Annotated in this window: 18 protein-coding genes; 15 read left to right on the top strand and 3 right to left on the bottom strand. The window is 38.8% G+C overall.

What is annotated here, in order from left to right:
* Window positions 1-29: 29 nt before the first annotated feature.
* Window positions 30-1,346 (top strand): UDP-N-acetylglucosamine 1-carboxyvinyltransferase, encoded by a 1,317-nt coding sequence (gene murA, locus U6A24_RS22495; protein WP_324182286.1) that lies wholly within the window; start codon window positions 30-32, stop codon window positions 1,344-1,346.
* A 60-nt stretch (window positions 1,347-1,406) separates the two neighbouring features.
* On the opposite strand, the gene U6A24_RS22490 is transcribed toward murA, so the two are convergent.
* The gene (locus U6A24_RS22490; RefSeq protein ID WP_324182285.1) at window positions 1,407-3,284 is read right to left on the bottom strand and encodes a sensor histidine kinase; all 1,878 of its coding nucleotides are present in this window, start codon (window positions 3,282-3,284) and stop codon (window positions 1,407-1,409) included.
* A gap of 265 nt (window positions 3,285-3,549) precedes the next feature.
* On the opposite strand from U6A24_RS22490, the gene U6A24_RS22485 reads away from it, so the two are divergent.
* From U6A24_RS22485 to U6A24_RS22430, 12 genes are all read left to right on the top strand, one after another.
* Window positions 3,550-4,122 (top strand): Crp/Fnr family transcriptional regulator, encoded by a 573-nt coding sequence (locus U6A24_RS22485; RefSeq protein ID WP_324182284.1) that lies wholly within the window; start codon window positions 3,550-3,552, stop codon window positions 4,120-4,122.
* A gap of 162 nt (window positions 4,123-4,284) precedes the next feature.
* Window positions 4,285-6,099: an acyl-CoA dehydrogenase gene (locus U6A24_RS22480; protein WP_324182283.1), complete on the top strand. Its 1,815-nt coding sequence runs from the start codon at window positions 4,285-4,287 to the stop codon at window positions 6,097-6,099.
* 23 nt (window positions 6,100-6,122) lie between these two features.
* Window positions 6,123-6,899: an SDR family NAD(P)-dependent oxidoreductase gene (locus U6A24_RS22475; protein ID WP_324182282.1), complete on the top strand. Its 777-nt coding sequence runs from the start codon at window positions 6,123-6,125 to the stop codon at window positions 6,897-6,899.
* Window positions 6,900-7,170: 271 nt separating this feature from the next.
* The gene (locus tag U6A24_RS22470; RefSeq protein WP_324182281.1) at window positions 7,171-8,394 is read left to right on the top strand and encodes an acyl-CoA dehydrogenase family protein; all 1,224 of its coding nucleotides are present in this window, start codon (window positions 7,171-7,173) and stop codon (window positions 8,392-8,394) included.
* 62 nt (window positions 8,395-8,456) lie between these two features.
* Window positions 8,457-9,509 (top strand): phosphotransferase family protein, encoded by a 1,053-nt coding sequence (locus tag U6A24_RS22465; RefSeq protein WP_324182280.1) that lies wholly within the window; start codon window positions 8,457-8,459, stop codon window positions 9,507-9,509.
* A gap of 22 nt (window positions 9,510-9,531) precedes the next feature.
* Window positions 9,532-10,170 carry a transglutaminase-like domain-containing protein gene (locus tag U6A24_RS22460; RefSeq protein WP_324182279.1) on the top strand — a complete coding sequence of 213 codons (639 nt, stop codon included), beginning with the start codon at window positions 9,532-9,534 and terminating at the stop codon, window positions 10,168-10,170.
* Between the two features lie 20 nt (window positions 10,171-10,190).
* The gene (locus tag U6A24_RS22455) at window positions 10,191-10,577 is read left to right on the top strand and encodes a hypothetical protein (protein ID WP_324182278.1); all 387 of its coding nucleotides are present in this window, start codon (window positions 10,191-10,193) and stop codon (window positions 10,575-10,577) included.
* 19 nt (window positions 10,578-10,596) lie between these two features.
* Entirely contained in the window at window positions 10,597-11,352 is a 756-nt protein-coding gene (locus U6A24_RS22450; protein ID WP_324182277.1) for an SDR family NAD(P)-dependent oxidoreductase, read from the top strand.
* A 27-nt stretch (window positions 11,353-11,379) separates the two neighbouring features.
* Complete coding sequence (locus U6A24_RS22445) at window positions 11,380-12,390, top strand: NADP-dependent oxidoreductase (RefSeq protein WP_324182276.1); 1,011 nt, start codon at window positions 11,380-11,382, stop codon at window positions 12,388-12,390.
* 207 nt (window positions 12,391-12,597) lie between these two features.
* A complete protein-coding gene (locus U6A24_RS22440; protein WP_324182275.1) occupies window positions 12,598-13,575 on the top strand; it encodes an NADPH:quinone oxidoreductase family protein in 978 nt (325 codons plus the stop codon).
* Between the two features lie 163 nt (window positions 13,576-13,738).
* Window positions 13,739-14,476 (top strand): 3-oxoacyl-ACP reductase FabG, encoded by a 738-nt coding sequence (gene fabG, locus U6A24_RS22435; RefSeq protein ID WP_324182274.1) that lies wholly within the window; start codon window positions 13,739-13,741, stop codon window positions 14,474-14,476.
* A 198-nt stretch (window positions 14,477-14,674) separates the two neighbouring features.
* Entirely contained in the window at window positions 14,675-15,142 is a 468-nt protein-coding gene (locus U6A24_RS22430) for a MaoC family dehydratase (protein ID WP_324182273.1), read from the top strand.
* A gap of 59 nt (window positions 15,143-15,201) precedes the next feature.
* Here U6A24_RS22430 and U6A24_RS22425 read toward each other — a convergent pair whose 3' ends face one another.
* Window positions 15,202-16,470: a hypothetical protein gene (locus U6A24_RS22425; RefSeq protein ID WP_324182272.1), complete on the bottom strand. Its 1,269-nt coding sequence runs from the start codon at window positions 16,468-16,470 to the stop codon at window positions 15,202-15,204.
* The gene (locus tag U6A24_RS22420) at window positions 16,470-17,489 is read right to left on the bottom strand and encodes a nucleoid-associated protein (RefSeq protein ID WP_324182271.1); all 1,020 of its coding nucleotides are present in this window, start codon (window positions 17,487-17,489) and stop codon (window positions 16,470-16,472) included. Before U6A24_RS22420 ends, U6A24_RS22425 begins: the two co-directional genes overlap by 1 nt.
* Window positions 17,490-17,835: 346 nt before the next feature.
* Here U6A24_RS22420 and U6A24_RS22415 point away from each other — a divergent pair, with 346 nt between their 5' ends.
* Window positions 17,836-18,660 (top strand): alpha/beta hydrolase, encoded by an 825-nt coding sequence (locus U6A24_RS22415; RefSeq protein ID WP_324182270.1) that lies wholly within the window; start codon window positions 17,836-17,838, stop codon window positions 18,658-18,660.
* Window positions 18,661-18,910: 250 nt separating this feature from the next.
* The coding region (locus U6A24_RS22410; RefSeq protein ID WP_324182269.1) for an Ig-like domain-containing protein at window positions 18,911-20,569 on the top strand (1,659 nt) is incomplete at its 3' end.

Genomic DNA, 20,569 nt, shown 5'->3' with positions numbered 1-20,569 from the left:
TTAACCACTAACTAACGCTTATATACCAAATGGGTACTTTTCAGATAGAAGGAGGGCATCAACTCAAGGGAGAAATTACTCCGCAGGGTGCAAAAAATGAAGCTCTTCAAATTCTTTGTGCAGTATTATTAACTCCAGAAGAAGTTGTAATCTCTAACATTCCAGATATTAGGGATGTAAATAAATTAATTGATATTCTACGTAATCTTGGGGTAAAGGTTCAAAAACTTGACAAAGGAGTGTATTCTTTTAAAAGTGATGAGCTTAATCTTGAATATTTAGAGAGTGAACAATTTAAGAAAGAAGGAAGTGGTCTAAGAGGTTCCATAATGATTGTTGGTCCGCTCTTGGCGAGGTTTGGTAAGGGATATATCCCACGCCCGGGGGGAGATAAAATAGGAAGGAGACGTTTGGATACCCATTTCGAAGGTTTTATAAACCTGGGAGCAAAGTTTAGATACAATAAAGAAGAACGTTTTTATGGTGTTGAAGCTCCAGAAGGTCTCACAGGTACCTATATGCTATTAGATGAAGCTTCTGTAACAGGTACCGCAAATATTGTAATGGCTGCGGTATTGGCAAAAGGAACTACTACCATTTATAATGCAGCTTGCGAACCGTATTTGCAACAACTATGCAGGATGTTGAATTCTATGGGAGCAAAAATTACCGGTGTAGGTTCTAATTTGCTTACCATTGAAGGTGTGCAAAAGTTAAGTGGTTGTAAACATCGCGTACTACCAGATATGATCGAGATAGGATCATGGATAGGTCTTGCAGCCATGACCAAAAGCGAAGTTACCATAAAAAATGTTAGCTGGGAAAACCTTGGGATTATTCCAAATACCTTCAGGAAATTGGGAATTACCTTGGAACGAGTTGGAGACGATATTTATATTCCCGCTCATAAAGATGGATACCAAATAGAAAGTTATATTGATGGTTCATTTATGACCATTGCTGATGCTCCGTGGCCAGGTTTTACTCCCGATTTACTAAGTATTGTATTGGTGGTAGCTACACAAGCAAGAGGAGAAGTAATGGTGCATCAAAAAATGTTTGAGAGCCGTCTGTTCTTTGTTGATAAGCTTATTGATATGGGGGCAAAAATTATTTTATGCGATCCGCATAGAGCCACAATCATAGGTCACGATTTTAAATCTACCTTAAAAGCAACCACAATGGTGTCTCCCGATATTCGAGCAGGAATATCTTTATTAATTGCTGCATTAAGTGCAAAGGGGATCTCTACAATTCATAATATTGAACAGATTGATCGTGGCTACGAAGATATAGATGAACGACTTAGAGCCATAGGTGCAAAGATTACGAGAATAGAAAGCTAATTAAATTTTTAGCCAAAGGATAATAAAAAAAGGAAAACAAGAACGTTTTCCTTTTTTTATTTATGCTTTCTTGTACGGTATCTTAAAATAAAAAGTAGAACCTTTACTTTTTTTACTTTCCAACCATATTTTTCCATCAAGCATATCTACATAGGCTTTAGCTATAGAGAGTCCAATGCCTGCACCTTCGAGTGCATATCGATCCTCTATATCTGCCTGAACGAATCTTTCAAAAATGGCTTCTTGTCTGTTCTTGGCAATTCCTATGCCGGTATCTTTTACATAAAATTCCAGAAAATCATCTTTTAGTACATATCCAAATTCAATAGTACCTTTGTTTGTATACTTAATCGCATTTTTAACCAGGTTGGTAAGTATTGCGTTAAATTTTTCCTTGTCGGTACTAATTAGAGCTTCTTCTTCGGGTAAACCATTTTGTAGTAAAAGTGTGACTCCTTTTTTGTCGGTTTCAGGTTTAAAGAAATTGTATAAATATTCGGTTTGCGTATTTACATTAATCTCATTAAGAAATACTTTTACCTGATTGGCTTCAATTCTGGAAATATCTATGATGTCTTTAATAATATTAAGCATTCTCGCTCCACTTTCTTTGATAAGGTCAAGATATAATTGTTGTTCATCCCCGGTTAATTTTGGTTCTTTTAATAATTCTGCAAGACCTAATATTCCATTCATAGGAGTTCGTATCTCATGGCTCATATTGGCCAAGAATGCAGATTTTAGCCGATCACTTTCTTCGGCCTTTTCTTTAAGTCTGTTAAGTTCTATTTCATATAACTTGATATCCGTAATATCTGTTATGGTACCTACATAGCCAGTAACTTGCCGTTTTTCATTATACTCTGGGATAGCTTGCCCCAGAACCCACTTGATGGACCCATCAGATCTCAAAAATCGATACTCAGCATCAGAGTTTTTCTTTTTCGTCGCATCGGCATACCACCCTTGCTTAAGTTTAACCCGATCTTCAGGATGAACTGCATTTAACCAGCCATCATTCAGTGCATCTTCATGAGATAACCCTGAAATCTCACACCATTTAGGATTAACAAACGTAGTTTTACCATCGGCCCGAGTCATAAAAATTCCCACAGGAACAAGATTGGTCAAGGTATGGTATCTGCTTTCGGTTAATTGAATCGCTTTTTCGGCTACTTCAAATTTTTGTCGGTATGTAAGCGAATGATAAATATCTTTAAAAGAAAGATAATTAGGGCGAAATTCCTCTTTTTCAAAATATTTCAAATAAATAGTGAATACAATACTATAGAAAAATGCCATGAATATTTTAGACACCAATCCCGAATACAGAATTCTTGTGATATCATTAAAATACCAGAATGAACCTATTGAAAAGCAAATAGCATCAAAACTTAATACCAGGGTCATGGTAATTAAAATTCTAAAAAATAGATTCTTGATATGTTTTGAAATAAATTCGAAAATAAAAATGATCAATAAAGAATCAATATATAGAATCCCTGTACCTACAAAAAGAACGAATACATTTGTATAAAAGAATTCTGTAGATATGTCAAAAGGATTATAACTATAAGCCCCTTCAATGTTTAATCTAAAAGAAAGTAACAGAAAGCATAGTATTACATTTGCTATCACCAATGCATAGATCAATTTACGTGTGGTAATAGCATCTTCTTTTATATAAATCAGAAGTACCGCAAACAAGGTTCCCGAAAATAGTACCGACGACCCAGGTGATACCACAAGAGTATCCGAAATTTCAAAATAAAGCGTACTAGCTAGAAATACCTGAATAAATTGAAATAACCCCAACGAGGTGAACAATAATCCATGTCCCATTGCAGCCCGTAAGCGAAATAATAGCAGTATCAATGATGCGACTATTAATCCCTGAAGAACGAAAATCGATATTTGATAATAATTTATTGTGTCCATAAAATCCAATACGCTATTGGATAGGTTGTTTGAGGCCTTGTGGAAAGCGCTGCAAATATAGGTTTTAAATTAGTTTAGCGTCCTTTAAAGCTACGAACAAAAGTTAACTTATGGTTGCGGGAAACCCGTAATATTTACAAAAACTCAAAAAATACTGATTTTGAGGGATTTAATTAATAAAATTTCTGTGTTTTTATGGAGTATTTAGACTAATTTTTGCGATTTAAAAAATATTTCGTTTTTTCGTTAAAAACACTATATAACCTTGGAAGACCTAAAGAGAACTATAAGATCCTATACACATGTGAGTGACTCCGATATGGAGTTTGGTCTTCAGTTTTATAAAAAACAAACTTTCAAAAAAGGTGACTTTCTTCTAAAACCAGGTCAGTATATTGATAACTTTTACTTTGTAAAACAAGGGTGTGTTTCCTATTACACTATGGAAGAAGGAACTGCACAGGTAATGGAGTTTTTTACCGAAGGGTATTTTTTTACCGATTTATATGCCTATATAGAAGATATCCAATCTTCGTCTTATTTAGAAGCTCTTGAAGATACTATTGTATATACCATTTCAAAAGCAGATGTACAAAAGGTTTTTGATCACTCACATCAATTAGAACGTTTTGGTAGATTATCTATGCAGCATACATTTGTTATAAATTTTCAGCGAATCAATCAATTAAGAAACCTATCTAATCAAGAACGATATCTTGAACTTCTTAGGAAACGTCCAACGCTGTTTCAGAGAGTTCCTCAATATTTAATTGCTTCTTACTTGGGTTTAACCCCTGTTGGACTTTCCAAAATCAGAAAACGTCTTAGCCAAAAGTAAGATTTACTGACGGTTACCTATCATTTTTTGAATATTACTTTGATTGTAAAAAGTTAAGAGTATCTAAAAATTGATATTTATTAAACTGGTTTAATGAGAATTCATCAAATATTCCCGAAATTTATTACAGTTTTAATATCCAACTTCAAAAAAAATCACACAATGGCTAATCAATATATAGATTTCGAGACATTAAAATACCTTTTATACGATGTACACCAGTTAGAAGATGTGTTACAAGCAGACCGTTTTGCAGATCACGACAAGGAATCGCTTGACATGTTTTTAGAATCTGTAAAAGAGTTTTCAGACCGAGAACTGTTCCCATATGTCAAAGAAATGGATGAAAAACCTGCATATCATAAAGATGGTACAGTAATCGTACATCCGCAGGTTGATGTTATGATGAAAAAAGGTGGAGAAATGGGACTCATTTCTGGGACTTTTGATTATGATGCTGGGGGACTACAGTTACCCATGACAGTATTTACTTGTGCAGCGTTTATTTTGGATGCTGCCAATAACCATTTACCCGGTTATGCGGGACTTACCCTTGGATCGGCAGAGTTGATTGTACATTTTGGAAACAAAGAATTGAATGATACGTATGTGCCCAAAATGCTTTCAGGGGAATGGGCAGGTACGATGTGTCTTACAGAACCTCAAGCCGGAAGTTCTTTATCTGATGTAGTGACAAAGGCAACACCAACAGACGATGGTTATTATAAGATCTCAGGTCAAAAAATATTTATATCCGGTGGTGATCATCAATATGCCGATAACTTTGTGCATTTGGTATTAGCACGTATCGAAGGTGCACCTGCCGGAACCAAAGGTATTTCTTTATTTGTTGTGCCCAAAAAACGCCCAGATGTTAATGGTAATCTTACTCCTAATGATGTTACGACAGTAGCCGACTTTCAAAAGGTTGGACAACGCGGATATTGTACGACACACTTAGGCTTTGGAGATGCCGATGATTGTCAAGGGTGGTTAGTAGGAGAAGCACATCACGGACTTAAATACATGTTTTTAATGATGAATGGTGCTCGTATCGCTGTCGGACGTGGGGCTGCTGCTATTGCATCGGCAGCATATCACGCATCATTACAATATGCCAAAGAACGCCCACAAGGTCGAAAACTTTCTAGCGATGGAAAGAAAAACCCAGAACAAGGACAAACCTTAATTATCAATCACCCTGATGTTCGAAGAATGTTGCTACAACAAAAGGCTGTGTATGAAGGCTCTTTGAGTTTGGTTATTTTGGCAGCAAAGTATTATGATTTTAAAGAAACACTTCAGGATAAAGAAGAAAAAGAAAAATATGCATTGTTACTTGAGCTCATCATTCCCATGGTAAAAACTTATCCTTCAGAGATGGGGGCAGAGGCCGTTTCAAATGGATTACAAGTTCTAGGGGGGTATGGATTCTGTACCGATTTTATCTTACAACAATACTATAGAGACATTCGTATTTTTCCGATTTACGAAGGTACAACAGGAATCCAATCTCAAGATCTTTTGGGAAGAAAATTACTAATGGAAAATGGTAAGGCCCTGCAATTGCTAACCGCAGAGATCATGCAAACCATTCAGGAAGCTTCAAAGTATGATGATCTAAAAAAGTATGCTTTAAAACTTGGAGAAAAACTTCAACTGGCTCAAAAGGTAATAGGTTTTTTAGTTGGATTTGCTCAAAAAGGAGATTATGAGCGATTCTTATCAGACGCGACACCATTTATGGAATTCTTGAGCAATATTACAATGGCCTGGATATGGCTGGATGTTGCCTCTCACGCTAAAAATGCTTTGGTAACGGGTCAGAAAACATATGCTGAAGACTTTTATGAAAGTAAAATTCATACGATGAAATTCTTCTATAAATACGAGCTACCAAAAACGAATGGTTTGGCAGAAATATTATTAGATGAAGAAGCATTAACCATAGCCGGAGAAAAAGAAATACTGAACTAAACAACAATTTACCAATATAATTAATGAACACAATTAAGCAGTCCTTCAATCTTGAAGGAAAAGTAGCCATTATCACAGGCTCAAGTAAAGGAATCGGAAAATCAATCGCCCAGGGTCTTGCAGAACACGGAGCCAAAGTAGTGATAAGCAGCAGGAGCCAGGAGGCCGTAAATGAAGTCGTTGCCGAATTTGAAAAAGCAGGTCTGCAGGCAATTGGTATCGCCTGTCATATAGGGAAAGCCGATCAACGCCAAAACTTAATACAAAAGACTATAGAACAATGTGGCGGCATTGATATTTTGGTCAACAATGCCGCAATTAATCCTGTATATGGACCCATTGAAGATGCTGAAGAAGCTGTTTTTGATAAAATCATGGATGTAAACGTAAAAGCACCCTGGATGTTGTCCAATCTAGCATTACCTTCTATGAAAGAACGAGGAGGTGGAAGTATCATTAATATTGCATCTGTTGAAGCGTTACACCCTGGTGCTGGACTAGGATTATATAGTACAAGCAAGGCAGCATTATTAATGCTTACCAAAAATCAAGCAAAAGAATGGGGACAACATGGTATTCGCGCTAATGTGGTATGCCCAGGATTGATCAAAACCAAATTTAGCGCAGCGCTTTGGCAAAACGAAAAATTGCTACAAAAAATAGAAAGAACATTACCAACGGCCCGAATGGGAATGCCTGATGAAATGGCCGGAATAGTATGTTTATTAGCTTCAGATGCTGGTGCGTATATGACGGGTGGTGTCTATAATGCCGATGGTGGATATATGATCGCCGGATAAAAATTAAGGGGTATGCAAATGTTCCGAAGCAAAGCTTTTAAACCTTTTTCTACCAGTATAAGATTTGGTTTGCGTTAAAAAATCTTGAAGCCTTGGAAAGATTTTAGCAAAACAAATCTGGTTTTCAGTAAAACTGAAAAATACCTTGGAAAAATTGCCTTTTCTTTTGGTTCGTTTTCTTTGGGCGAGCAAAGAAAATGAACAAAGGATAGAATTTAAGTAGTAAGTTTTAATCTTAATAGGATTATGCTTTTAAAATTTAAAAAAGAATATGAACTTCAATTACACTGAAAAAATAACGTCACTTCAGGATAAACTCAATGCATTTTTTGAAGAGCACATACTTCCTATAGAACAAGAAGTAAGTACATTTAATTATAGTGCCGAGAATCGATGGAAACGTTGGCCGGGAATGGATGACCTTAAAGCCAAAGCCAAAGCAGCGGGTTTGTGGAATTTATTCCTTCCAAAAAGTTATGGTGATTTAAGCCCCGGACTTACTAATCTTGAGTATGCGCCGTTGGCAGAGATTATGGGTCGTGTACTTTGGTCCTCAGAAGTGTTTAATTGCAATGCTCCGGATACCGGAAACATGGAAGTATTGGCAAAATATGGTTCTCCCGACCAACAAAAACAATGGTTAGAACCCTTGATGAATGGAGATATACGTTCGGCTTTCCTGATGACAGAACCGCAAGTAGCCTCATCTGATGCCACAAATATTGAAACCTCGATCACCCTTGATGGTGATGAATACGTAATCAACGGTCGTAAATGGTGGTCTTCTGGCGGGATGGATCCTCATTGTAAAATAGCCATTGTCATGGGTAAAACCAACCCTGATGCTCCTCGTCACCAGCAACAAAGCATGATTTTGGTACCTATGGATACTCCTGGGCTTAACGTCATAAGGCCTTTATCCGTTTTTGGGTTTTATGATTCTCCCGAAGGACATGCCGAGATCGTACTAGAAAATGTGCGGGTTCCTAAAGAAAATTTAATCCTGGGTGAAGGAAGAGGTTTTGAAATTGCACAGGGACGTTTAGGGCCTGGTCGAATTCATCATTGTATGCGTTTGATTGGGATGGCACAACGATCGCTAGAATTAATGTCGCAACGCGCTTCAGAACGTATCGCGTTTGGTAAAACATTCAAAGACTTTAGCAGTATACGACAAGAAATTGCTCAATCCCAATGCGAAATAGAACAAGCACGATTGCTTACCCTTTCGGCAGCAGATAAAATGGACAAAGAAGGGAATAAAACCTCAAAGGACCTGATTGCTATGATCAAAATTGTGGCACCCAATATGGCGTTGAATGTCATTGATCGGGCCATGCAGATCCATGGAGGAAAAGGAGTTGGACCCGATACTCCGTTAGCACACTTTTTTGTAGCAGCACGCATGTTGCGCCTGGCCGATGGACCCGATGAGGTACATATGTATCAGTTAGGAAAGAGTGTGATTAATAAACATGCTAAAATCAAGATATAATATTTAAAAAAATCGAATTGTTTGTCTGAACTTTTTGAAGACCAACTAACCAATATAATACAATGCAAAACGTACGTCAAGGCGAAGAACTAAACGAAAAGACACTAAAAGAATTCCTTCAAAAAGAAGGAGTGATTACCAATAGCCAAAGCGATTGGCAAGTTACCCAATTTACCCATGGGTATTCAAATCTTACCTATTTAATTACGATCGAAGATAAAGAATACGTATTACGTCGTCCTCCATTTGGAGCGATTAAAAGAGGGCATGATATGGGGCGCGAATTTAGAGTGCAGTCCGGACTTTATCAAGCGTTTCCAAAGGTGCCAAAAATGTATGTATTTTCTGAAGATGAAGATATTTTGGGATGTCCTTTTTATATCATGGAAAAGGTAGAAGGAATTATTCTGAATGTGAAAGAAGCCAAAAAAAGAAATATACCACCTAAGGATTTCAAAACCATAGCCAACTCGTGGTTGGATACTTTTGTTGAGTTACACAATGTAGATTATAAAGCCATCGGATTAGGAGAATTAGGAAAACCCGAAGGCTATGTCGAACGACAAGTACTTAACTGGGGAAAACAATATCTAAAAGCCGCTACCGAAGACGTACCTGCTGCAGAAAAAGTAATGCGTTGGATGGAAGAAAATCAACCAACATCATATAAACATAGCCTGGTGCATAATGATTTTAAATACGATAACATTGTTTTTAAAGATGACAGTTGGAAAGAAGTAGTGGCTGTTTTAGATTGGGAAATGGCTACCCTTGGTGATCCTTTGATGGATCTGGGAACTTCTTTGGGATATTGGACCATGGCGAGTGATCACCCTTTTGTACAACAAGGAATTCCGTCACCAACCATCATGGACGGAAATCCCAGTCGAAGTGAAATTGTGGAATTATATTCCCAAAAAAGTGGAAGACAAGTCGATCACTTGGTGTTTTACTACGCTTTTGGACTTTTTAAAATTGCGGTGATTGCACAGCAAATCTATTATAGGTATAGCAAGGGGCTAACTACGGATCCGCGTTTTGCTCAACTCAACAAAGCAGCTGAATTGCTTTGTAACCTTGCTTTGCAAGCTATACAGAAAAATAAAATTGACTAAAATTTAGAATGAACTATTTAGAATGAACTATTTAGAATCTACATATTTTTTGGATTATGAGTCGGATGAAATTCAGGAACTCGTAAAAGAATTCAAAACAGATACCTTATCTGCAAAAGAAAAGGCAATAAAACTATATTATAAAGTTCGTGATCAATGGCGCTATGACCCATACAATATTCATCTTACTAAAGAAGGGTACAGGGCCAGTGAGATTGCCAAAAAACCATATGGTCATTGTGTTGATAAATCAATTTTGTTAATCGCAGGCTTAAGAGCACTGCAAATACCAGCCAGAATTCATTTGGCAAAAGTTAAAAATCATATTGCCGTAGAGAAATTAACCGAAAAATTCGGAACCAATGAATTAACTCCTCATGGAATGGTAAACATTTTTCTTGATGGGAAGTGGGTCAAAGCATCACCGGCGTTTAATAAAACGTTGTGTGAAAAATGCAATGTAGCGCCACTCGAGTTTGATGGCGAAAACGATTCTATGTTTCAAGAATTTGATGCCGCAGGTAATATTTTTATGGAGTATCTAGAGGATTATGGTCATTTTGAAGATATACCCTTTGATTTTATGATTGATAACATGAAAACGCATTATCCAGAACTCGTTACTATGTCTGCAGATTCGGGAATAGTAAAGTTCGAGTAAATAACACTAAAAATCAGAACATGAGCACAAAGTATATTGGGGTTACCACCGAACAATTTCAAACTTTTAGTCAGTTGCCTGTTGAAGGTCCTTTTCAGATGTTGAATCTATTAAAATTCAAAGATAAAGTTGAAGAAACCGGAACGACAGGAGCCGAGGCCTATGCTCAATATATGAAAGCCGTGATCCCTTTTTTTCAGGCTTCAAAAGCCAAGGTAGTGTATCAGGGAAAACCTCAATTTACCCTTATCGGCCCAGAAGATGAAAAAGAATGGGATAAGATATTGATTATAGAATACGCGAGTAAAGAAGATTTTATAAAAATGATCACTGCAGAAGGATATCCTGCCAAAATGCGCAGTCAGGCACTAGAAGATTCAAGATTGATACTAAGTATCGCTCAATAACCAATTAAATATAAAACACATGCAAGTAAAAGATAAAATAGCGATCGTAACAGGAGCGGGCTCTGGGATCGGAGCTGCTACAGCAAAACATTTGGCAAAACATGGAGCCAAAGTTGTGGTTTCAGATATCAAAGAAGAAAAAGCACAAATGGTTGCCGATGAAATTTCAAAAGAAGGCGGTGGTGCTTCAGTTATAACAGCCAACGTTGCAAAATTTGAGGAGGTAGAGAAACTTATTGCAGATACCGTTAAAAAATATGGGCAATTAGATGTGATGGTGAATAATGCGGGGATTGGTCCACGAAACATGGCTAGGGTAGGCGAGTATACTTTAGACGATTGGGACAGCGTAATTGCGGTAAATCAAACCGGTGTTTTTTATTGTATGAAACAAGCACTTATACAAATGACCAAGCAAGGACATGGCAACATAGTAAATATTGCTTCTTTGGCAGGGTTAAAAGCATCGCTGAATAACATTTCATATTCTGCAAGTAAGTTTGCCGTTGTGGGTATGACCAAATCGGCTGCTTTAGAATATGCTACCAAAAATATACGTATCAATGCGGTTTGCCCGGGATATACCGAGTCGGCTTTGCTTGACAAATTATTATCGGTACGACCTGATATGGATCAGCGTCTTAAAAGTGTAATCCCAATGAAACGATACGGTCAAGCCGACGAAATTGCCGATGCCGTGGTCTGGTTAGCTTCAGATAATACGCGATTTATTACCGGACAAACCATTACACTAGACGGCGGAACATCCTTATAAACACACAATTCTTATAATAACAATATCATGAGCAACAACAAACAACTAATATTCAAAAAACGACCTGTGGGGCTTCCAAAAGCAGATACCTGGGAACTACAATCCAACCCGATTCCTGAACCCAAAGAAGGTGAAGTTTTAATTCAGCAACATTATATATCCTTAGACCCTGCGATGCGAGGCTGGATGAATGAAGGAAAATCTTATATCGAACCTGTTCAGGTAGGCGATGTTATGCGTGCCGGATCGGTAGGGAAAGTGATCAAAGCCAACAATCACCCTAAATATAAAGAAGGAGACTATCTTACCGGTTGGGGAGGTGTACAACAATACTCGGTAACCGATGGAAGCAATTGGTATCCTGTAGATCCAAAATTAGCTCCGCTACCCATGTATATTGGTACGTTGGGAATGCCTGGGATGACAGCCTATTTCGGTATTCTGGAAGTAGGAAAGATCAAGGAAGGGGATATTGTTTTAGTTTCGGGTGCGGCAGGTGCCGTAGGGAGTGTGGTTGGACAGATTGCCAAAATCAAAGGCTGCCGAGTAATCGGAATTGCAGGAGGAGCCGATAAGTGTAAATATGTTGTCGAAGAACTTGGGTTTGATGGCGCCATAGATTATAAATCTGAAAATATTCATGCCGGATTAAAAAGAGAATGCCCAAAAGGAATCGACGTATATTTTGATAACGTAGGAGGCGAAATTCTGGATGCAGCCCTGGCTAGACTGCGAATGCATGCAAGAATTGTTGTTTGCGGAGCCATTTCACAATACAACAACAAAATAGCGATCAAAGGACCAAGTAATTACCTTTCTCTATTGGTTAATCGAGCTACCATGCAAGGAATGGTAGTAATGGACTATGCTAAGGATTATGGCAAAGCAGCTATGGAAATGGGCGGCTGGATGATGCAAGGAAAGCTAAAAAGCAAAGAAGATATCTACGAAGGCATCGAAAACTTCCACGAAACCTTTTTACGCCTATTTTCAGGAAACAAAATGGGGAAATTGGTCTTAAAAGTGATTGAGGAATAAAAAGCGTCAGTTCGAGTGATTTTCCGTAACGAAGTGAAGAAAAATTGTATCGAGAACAGCTTTTTATTCTAGTAGAACGTCATCCTGAACTTGATTCAGAATCTCATTAAGAAAATTAGCAGGATGAGATGCTGAAATAAATTCGGCATGACGAATTAAATCATTTAGGCTGAAGTACTCAATAACTCAAAAACTCACTAACTAAACATGAAAGCAATAGTTTGTAAACAATTCGGACCACCATCATCCTTGGTCCTTGACGATATAGAAAGTCCAAAACCCGGAGAAAAAGAAGTCGTAGTGCAGGTAAAAGCCTGTGGCGTTAATTTCCCGGATACCTTGATTATTCAAGGATTGTATCAGTTTAAGCCTGAGTTACCCTTTACACCCGGTAGCGATATCGCTGGAGTGGTAAAAGAAGTAGGCACCAAAATCAAACACGTAAAACCCGGTGATGAGGTCTTTGGATTTGTGATGCACGGCGGCTATGCCGAAGAAGTAGTAGTGCCCGGCAATGCATGTTTTCCAAAACCTCCCGGAATGGAATTTCCGGTAGCGGCTTCGTTTATGATGGCCTATGGTACTTCGTACCATGCCTTAAAAGATCGTGGTCGATTAAAAGAAGGAGAAACGCTCTTAGTTTTGGGAGCTTCTGGCGGAGTAGGATTAGCAGCGGTAGAATTAGGAAAGCTGATGGGTGCCAAAGTAATCGCCGCAGCATCGTCTACCGAAAAACTCGAACTCTGCAAGGAATACGGAGCCGATGAGGTGATTAATTACGATACCGAAGATCTAAAAGCTCGTATCAAAGAGCTTACAGATGGCAAAGGAGTAGATGTAGTCTACGATCCTGTAGGTGGTCGATATTCTGAACCTGCAATACGAGGTATGGCCTGGGAAGGTCGCTACCTGGTGGTAGGATTTGCCGCCGGGGATATTCCTAAAATTCCGCTGAATTTGGCCTTGCTAAAAGGATGTGCGATTGTGGGGGTATTCTGGGGAAGCTTTGCCATGAAAACACCCGATCAAAACATGCAAAACACCATGCAATTGATGCAATGGTACGGCGCGGGGAAACTAAAACCCCATATCCATAAGATATACCCTTTAGCCGAAGCAAAAAACGCCCTAGAAGATATGATCAAACGACAAGTAAAAGGAAAAGCGGTTATAGAATGCTCGTAAATTCAGTTCCTTCTCCCTGGACGACGTTGCAATAGCAATGGGTGAGATGGGGCGTAGGAGTTAGGATGAGGGGAATTACACCCTCACCTTAATCCTCTCCCTCAAGGGAGAGGAGACTAACTATAGAATACTTTAATAAGTAATTAAACCTCACATATAACACATGAGACTAAAAAACAAAATGGCAATTGTAACAGGCGGAGCCCGAGGGATCGGAAAAGCCGTTTCAAGCCTCTTTGCCAAAGAAGGTGCCTCGGTCATTATCTGGGATCTGTTGGATGAAGGTGTCGAAACCGCCAAGAGCATAAATAATGAAGTTGGTACCGCAGAATTCACCAAAATATCAGTTACGGATAAAGCTGCGATTGAAGCAGAAGCCAAAAGAATCCATAAAAAATATGGTAAAATCGATATCCTGATCAATAATGCTGGGATCACCAAAGACCGAACGCTTCATAAAATGAGCGAAGAAGAATGGGATGCGGTAATCGATGTGAACCTGAAAGGGGTATTTTTATGTACCCAAGTGGTTTCACAATACATGAAAGAAGCGGGGTACGGACGCATAGTCTCTGCAGCTTCCAATGTGGGATTACGCGGTAATTTTGGACAAACCAATTACTCGGCAACCAAAGCGGGAGTAATTGCTATGTCTAAAACCTGGACCATGGAACTGGGTAAATACGGAATCACAGCCAACGCCCTGGCACCGGGATTCACTTTAACCGAAATGACCGGCCAGATCCCAAAAGAACATATTGAAGGAATCAAATCGCAAATCCCACTTAAAAAAGCGGCTTTGCCGATAGATATTGCCTATGGATATTTATATCTGGCTTCAGACGAGGCGTCATACGTATCTGGGATATGCCTAACGATTGATGGGGGAATCTCGAGATAGTAGGTAGGTTTGAGGTTTGAGGTTTCGGGTTTCGGGTTTCAGGTTTCAGGAATACAGGGTTTGAGAACCTCACCCTTCGAATATCGTATGTATTTTGAACCCTGAGCGGAGTCGAAGGGTGAATCACACAATTGAAAATGAAGATTATGTCGCACTTCGACTCCGCTCAGTGCTCGGAAAAAACTAAAAAATATAAATATGAACCAACTTATTTGCAAAAACTTCGAAGAGTTTAAAACCCACGTAGGGAAACCGTTACCTACTGGAGAGTGGATCACCGTAACCCAGGAGATGATCAATGCCTTTGCTGAAACCACTCAGGATTTTCAATGGGTACATGTCGATGTAGAACGCGCTAAAAAGGAATCCCCGTTTAAAAAAACGATTGCCCATGGGTTTTTATCGATCTCGTTGCTCTCAAAAATGTTGATGGATCTGGTGGTGGTAGAAAGCGCGGTGATGGGCGTGAATTATGGATTAAACAAAGTACGTTTCCCACACCCGGTACCTGTAGATAGTCGATTGCGATTGCATAGCAGTCTACAACACATAGAACCCTATGCCGAAAACGGTATCAAAATCACCTGGGATTGCGCTGTAGAGATCGAAGGTATTGAAAAACCGGCTTGTGTGGCGGAGTTTATTTCTTTGTTGTTTGAGGGGTAGAGATCGTATTTATAATGTCACACGGAAAATATTTCCATGTTCTTTGGTTTTTTCTCACTTCATTCTTCTTTTTTTTCATTCCAAATAGTGTTTCTTGCGAAGACCATAACCGTGATAATAGCAATCGAAATTAGTAAAATACCTCCTTTTGGGACATTTAAATATGATAGAATAATGCCAATAAGCGCCGTATTAGATAAACCTAATATCCAAAAATATGATTCGCATACAATTATCAAATTTTGAATTCGATTATCGATACGTGATTTAATTTGTTGGAATATTTGAAACTCATTTGGAAATCTAATAAAAAAATTATTGCCTTTGATACTATTATAATCTTTGTCGGAAAGCTGTTTAACATATTTTAAATCTCTAAAATTCATCTTTAAAAGTAGAATCAAATATATTGTAGTTACAAGAATAACAACTGCAATAAAATAAAGAGATGTCGAATTTGCTTTTACTTTTTCAACTGCAAAAAGAGTTGATGCAATTACTATTGGGAAGCCTATAACTTGTTGAGATATTTTTTTTAAAATATCTGATACTTCTGAGAAGTATTTTGATTTGTATTCGTCATAGTCCTTTCGAATTTTATCTATTGATAAGTTATTTATATAAATTTCAAAATTTATTTTTGCTTCATCAACAATACTTCTTAAATTCTGAAACACCAATTTTAGCCTTTCATCAGGTTCATATCTGGAGGCATATTTAATTAATACACTTTTAAGGAATTTTGGAAGATTATTGTTTTCCTGTTCAAAACAATTCTTGAATTGATCTAAGCTTACAGAATAATCTTTGTTATTGGGTAAATTTGGAATTTCTTTGAAATATCTGAGAATAATTCGGCTTTTTTCTGTTATACTAGTTAAAACTATTTTTCTGTTAACATCATTTGAATAGTCAATAAAATGGAAAGCATCTTCTGTCTCTTGGTCTCTACTTTTCAAAAAGTTTATAAAGTTTACATAATTCTCAGGATTTTTAAAGAAATAAAAATCTTCTTTTAGTGTAAAATTTATATAAGCTTGGTTTTCTACCCTACTTAAAGGTCTATCTTCATAGTTTAGAATTAAGATATCCCTCTCTTTATTCATACTATTCTCTATTAAAAAATCTGTAGCGTTTTCAAAGACTTCAAATCCAAGATCTGAAAAACTAATATGGATTTCCTCGGTTCTTATACTTTCAAAATCAATATTCGTATTCTGTAGATAATCATTAAGTTCTTTACTATAGGAAAAACGAAGATAATCGGACTTGATTTCATAATTCAATGATCCACTAAATTCGTGTATTTTTTTTTGACGTTCTAACATCAATTATTTAAGTTGTTTACTTCGTTTCTGAGAGCATTTGCAAAGGCAGCAGATTCTATTATAACAAGACTATCATCCTGCTCTGAAAATCTTACCTTGTCGTCAAAAGTACCTCGAGATATTTTGAAGTTTATTCCATCTCTATTTACTTCAAGTTTAATAAACCTTTTAAGTTGCCTGGCATTATATCTGAATTCAGTATCTATTGAAATGTCGTTTTCCAAGGCATAGTTAGGTAAAATGTTTGGATTATTATAGAAATGTTGGCTTAAATCTCTAAGATTAATTGTTCTATTTGGACTGCTTGTAGCATAGTTATAAACAAGGTTTCTAAAAACCTCAATTTCATATTCTTGTCCAGTATCTGGATTTTCAGGTCTTTCGATTTGAGAGATTATTTCGTAAAGTTGTTTGGTATACTCACTACTGCTTTCAATTTGCTCAATTGAAATCCAATTCTTAAAATACTCTGAGATTTCTTGCTGTCTCAATTGAGTGAGTGAAAGATAGTTTTCTTCATCTATTTCATATTTTCCATGATTTATTCTACAAGCCATTGCTAAGTTAGACGTGTCTACGTACTCAATACTATCTATTGAAAATGAATTTTCGGTCTTACTTAATGTTTTACCTTCTGTATCTCTTATTAGAAATATTCCTAAAAAATCATTGTTATTGTTACTGTACTCGGAAAATACGAAGTATCCACCTGTTGCTAAGGTTATTGGTTGAATTAAAGTCTCTAGATTACCAATCACATTTCGTGTTAAAGAAATAAAATCTTGGGTATCTTGTCCGGAATCCTTGTATTCGCTGAACTTCTCTGGAAAATATTTTCCATCGGATTTATCAAACACGGCATAGAGAACTCTATCACTATTATAACTCTTATTTAAAGCCTCCACCAGTCCAACCGAATTAGCGTCAATATCAACTAATTCATCAGAAAGAATTAAGTTGGTTTCGTTAGAACCGCTTACTTTGTTTAATTCGTGAATAATAATTTTATTTAATATCATACATAATTCATTTGTTGTTCAATTTTTATTTATAATACGGTGCTAGAAATTACTTTATCTGCTTTTTTTTGATTATTTACCCAAACTACAACAATCACCAACCAATTTTTTACGGAAATCCACATTGCTTATCAATTTTATTAAAAAACGTCAGTTCGAGTGTTTTGTCTGAATGTAATGAAGACAAAATGTATCGAGAACCGTTTTTTAATCAAAATCCTATTCTCGATACATCTCGATTACCATCGAGACACTCGAATTGACGGATTTTGATTTAGTGGACTTTCAATTATTGCTCATTGGTTCTAAGTACTCGATGTGACGATTTTTATAGTATATTTAACCCATGCAACACCGGGAATTCTTTTTTGAGCATAGCAAACAACAACTTTTTGGTCAGTATTGGGTGCCTAATGATTGTAAAGCCATGGTGGTGTTAGTGCATGGTATGGGAGAACATTCGTCTCGTTATGCCGATTATGTGATTCCAGAGCTGTTAGCAAAACATATTGGGGTACTTACGTATGATAATTTTGGGCATGGCAAGAGCAATGGCAAACGTGGGCATTGCCCGGGATATGAGTCGCTATTGGCGGTAGTTGATACGATGTTTGTAAAAGCACAAGCGCTTACCAAAGGTGTTCCTTTATTTATATACGGCCACAGTATGGGGGGCAACCTGGTGATCAATTATGTATTGCGTAATCGACCTGAGATCGCTGGAGCGGTATTAACCAGCCCGTTTTTACGATTGGCATTTCAACCCCCGGCCTGGAAAATGACTATGGGTAAATTGATGCAAAAAATTGCGCCTTCGGTAACACTACCTTCAGGATTAGATGTTAATGCCATCTCTAGAATCCCCGAAGAGGTCGAGAAATATAAAAACGATCCCCTGGTGCATGATAAGGTTAGTCCTAATTTTTCATTTCCGATTATGGAAGCGGGGGAGTGGGCGATCAAAAATGCAGCTACACTGGATACACCTGTGTTACTACTACATGGTACCGATGATCAAATTATAGACTACAAAGGTTCTCAAGAGTTTTCAGAAAACACAAACCAAGCCAAATTAATCCTTGTCGATGGCGGCTACCATGAACTGCACAAAGACCTTGAAAAAGACAAGGTGATACGTACCATCACCAAATGGATACTTAAGAAACTATAGGCTTGGAACCAGGGAGCCGAAGGGTAAGTAGTACGAAGCATGATCAGGGCTTCGATTCTTCGAGTAACCTCAGATGCGCAACCCCCAATTCTCCATATCCTCATACCTCATACTTTATACCGAAACCCTCCTTATCCCTAAAATATCCTATTTCATCCCAACCTTAAAAGGTTTTGACACTAATAATTGATATTTCCTTTGTATGATTCTTACTTTGTTTAATATACAAAAGTCATAAAAATAACTCCCAATGAAAAAACAAATACAATTACAATTAATAGGGGTATTCCTTTTTGGTGCCATACACTTTGGCGCCTATGGCCAGGTACAGATAGGCAGTGATATCGATGGCGAGGCAGCGGGTGATGGGTCAGGAATTAGTGTAAGCCTGTCGGCTGACGGTAGCGTGCTGGCCATAGGGGCTACAGGCAACGATGAAAACGGTGATTTTTCAGGCCATGTACGGGTGTACAAAAGGGATGCCAGCGCCCCGCTGGGTTGGACACAGCTGGGCAGTGATATCGATGGCGAGGCGGCGAACGATTTTTCAGGGGATCCAATAAGCCTGTCGTCCGACGGCAGCGTGCTGGCCATAGGGTCTGCGCTCAACGATGGAAACGGTCGTTCTTCAGGCCATGTACGGGTGTACAAAAGGGATGCTAACGCCTCTTTGGGTTGGATACAGCTGGGCGGTGATATCGATGGAGAGGCGACGGGCGATGTGTCAGGAATTAGTGTAAGCCTGTCGGCCGACGGCAGCATGTTGGCCATAGGGGCTTCAGGCAACGATGGAAACGGTGATGGTTCAGGCCATGTACGGGTGTACAAAAGGGATGCTAACGCCTCTTTGGGTTGGATACAGCTGGGCGGTGATATCGATGGCGAGGCGGCGCACGATTGGTCAGGAAATATTGTGAGCCTGTCGGCTGACGGCAGCATGTTGGCCATAGGAGCTCGTGAAAACGATGGAAACGGTGATGGTTCAGGCCATGTACGGGTGTACAAAAGGGATGCTAACGCCTCTTTGGGTTGGATACTTCTGGGCAGTGATATCGATGGCGAGGCGGCGAACGATTTTTCAGGGGATCCAATAAGCCTGTCGTCCGACGGCAGTATGTTGGCCATAGGGGCTTCCGTCAACGATGGAAACGGTAATGCTTCAGGCCATGTACGGGTGTACAAAAGGGATACTAACGCCGCGCTTGGCTGGATACAGGTGGGCGGTGATATCGATGGCGAGGCGGCGAACGATTTTTCAGGAAGGAGTGTAAGCCTGTCGTCCGATGGCAGCGTGCTGGCCATAGGAGCTATTGAAAACAATGGAAACGGTGATAGTTCAGGCCATGTACGAGTGTACAAAAGGGATGCTAACGCCTCTTTGGGTTGGATACAGCTGGGCGGTGATATCGATGGTGAGGCGGCGGACGATTTTTCAGGGACTGGTGTGAGCCTGTCGTCCGACGGCAGCGTGCTGGCCATAGGGGCTACAGGCAACGATGGAAACGGTATCGATTCTGGCCATGTACGGGTGTACCATATAGGCGCAAGTGATGTTTCCATAGAAGCTCCAGTGCAAGTAAATGCCATGACTCCCTTTGAGGTTACCTTTACCTTCGATAGGGGAATTACCGATTTTAACAAAGAAGATATTGCTGTGGCCCATGCCACGGTCGATAATCTTACGACCATCAACGCCGCTACCTATACGGCCACCATAGCACCCGATATAGCCACATGTAACCCTATTGCCATTAACATACCTGCGGGCTCAGCATTCGATGTAGCATCGAACCTACCCAATTTTGCAGCGCAGGAGATGGTCGTCGAAGTCGTGGACGATGTTCCCCCCGATGCCAGGGCCAAGGACATTACCGTGGCGCTGGGTACCAACGGGCAGGTGATCCTCAAT

Source organism: Aquimarina gracilis, assembly GCF_035285365.1.
In the GTDB taxonomy this organism is placed as follows: Bacteria; Bacteroidota; Bacteroidia; order Flavobacteriales; family Flavobacteriaceae; genus Aquimarina; species Aquimarina gracilis.
The sequence above is the reverse complement of the archived record's forward strand: the minus strand, read 5'-3'. Positions and strand labels throughout refer to the sequence as shown.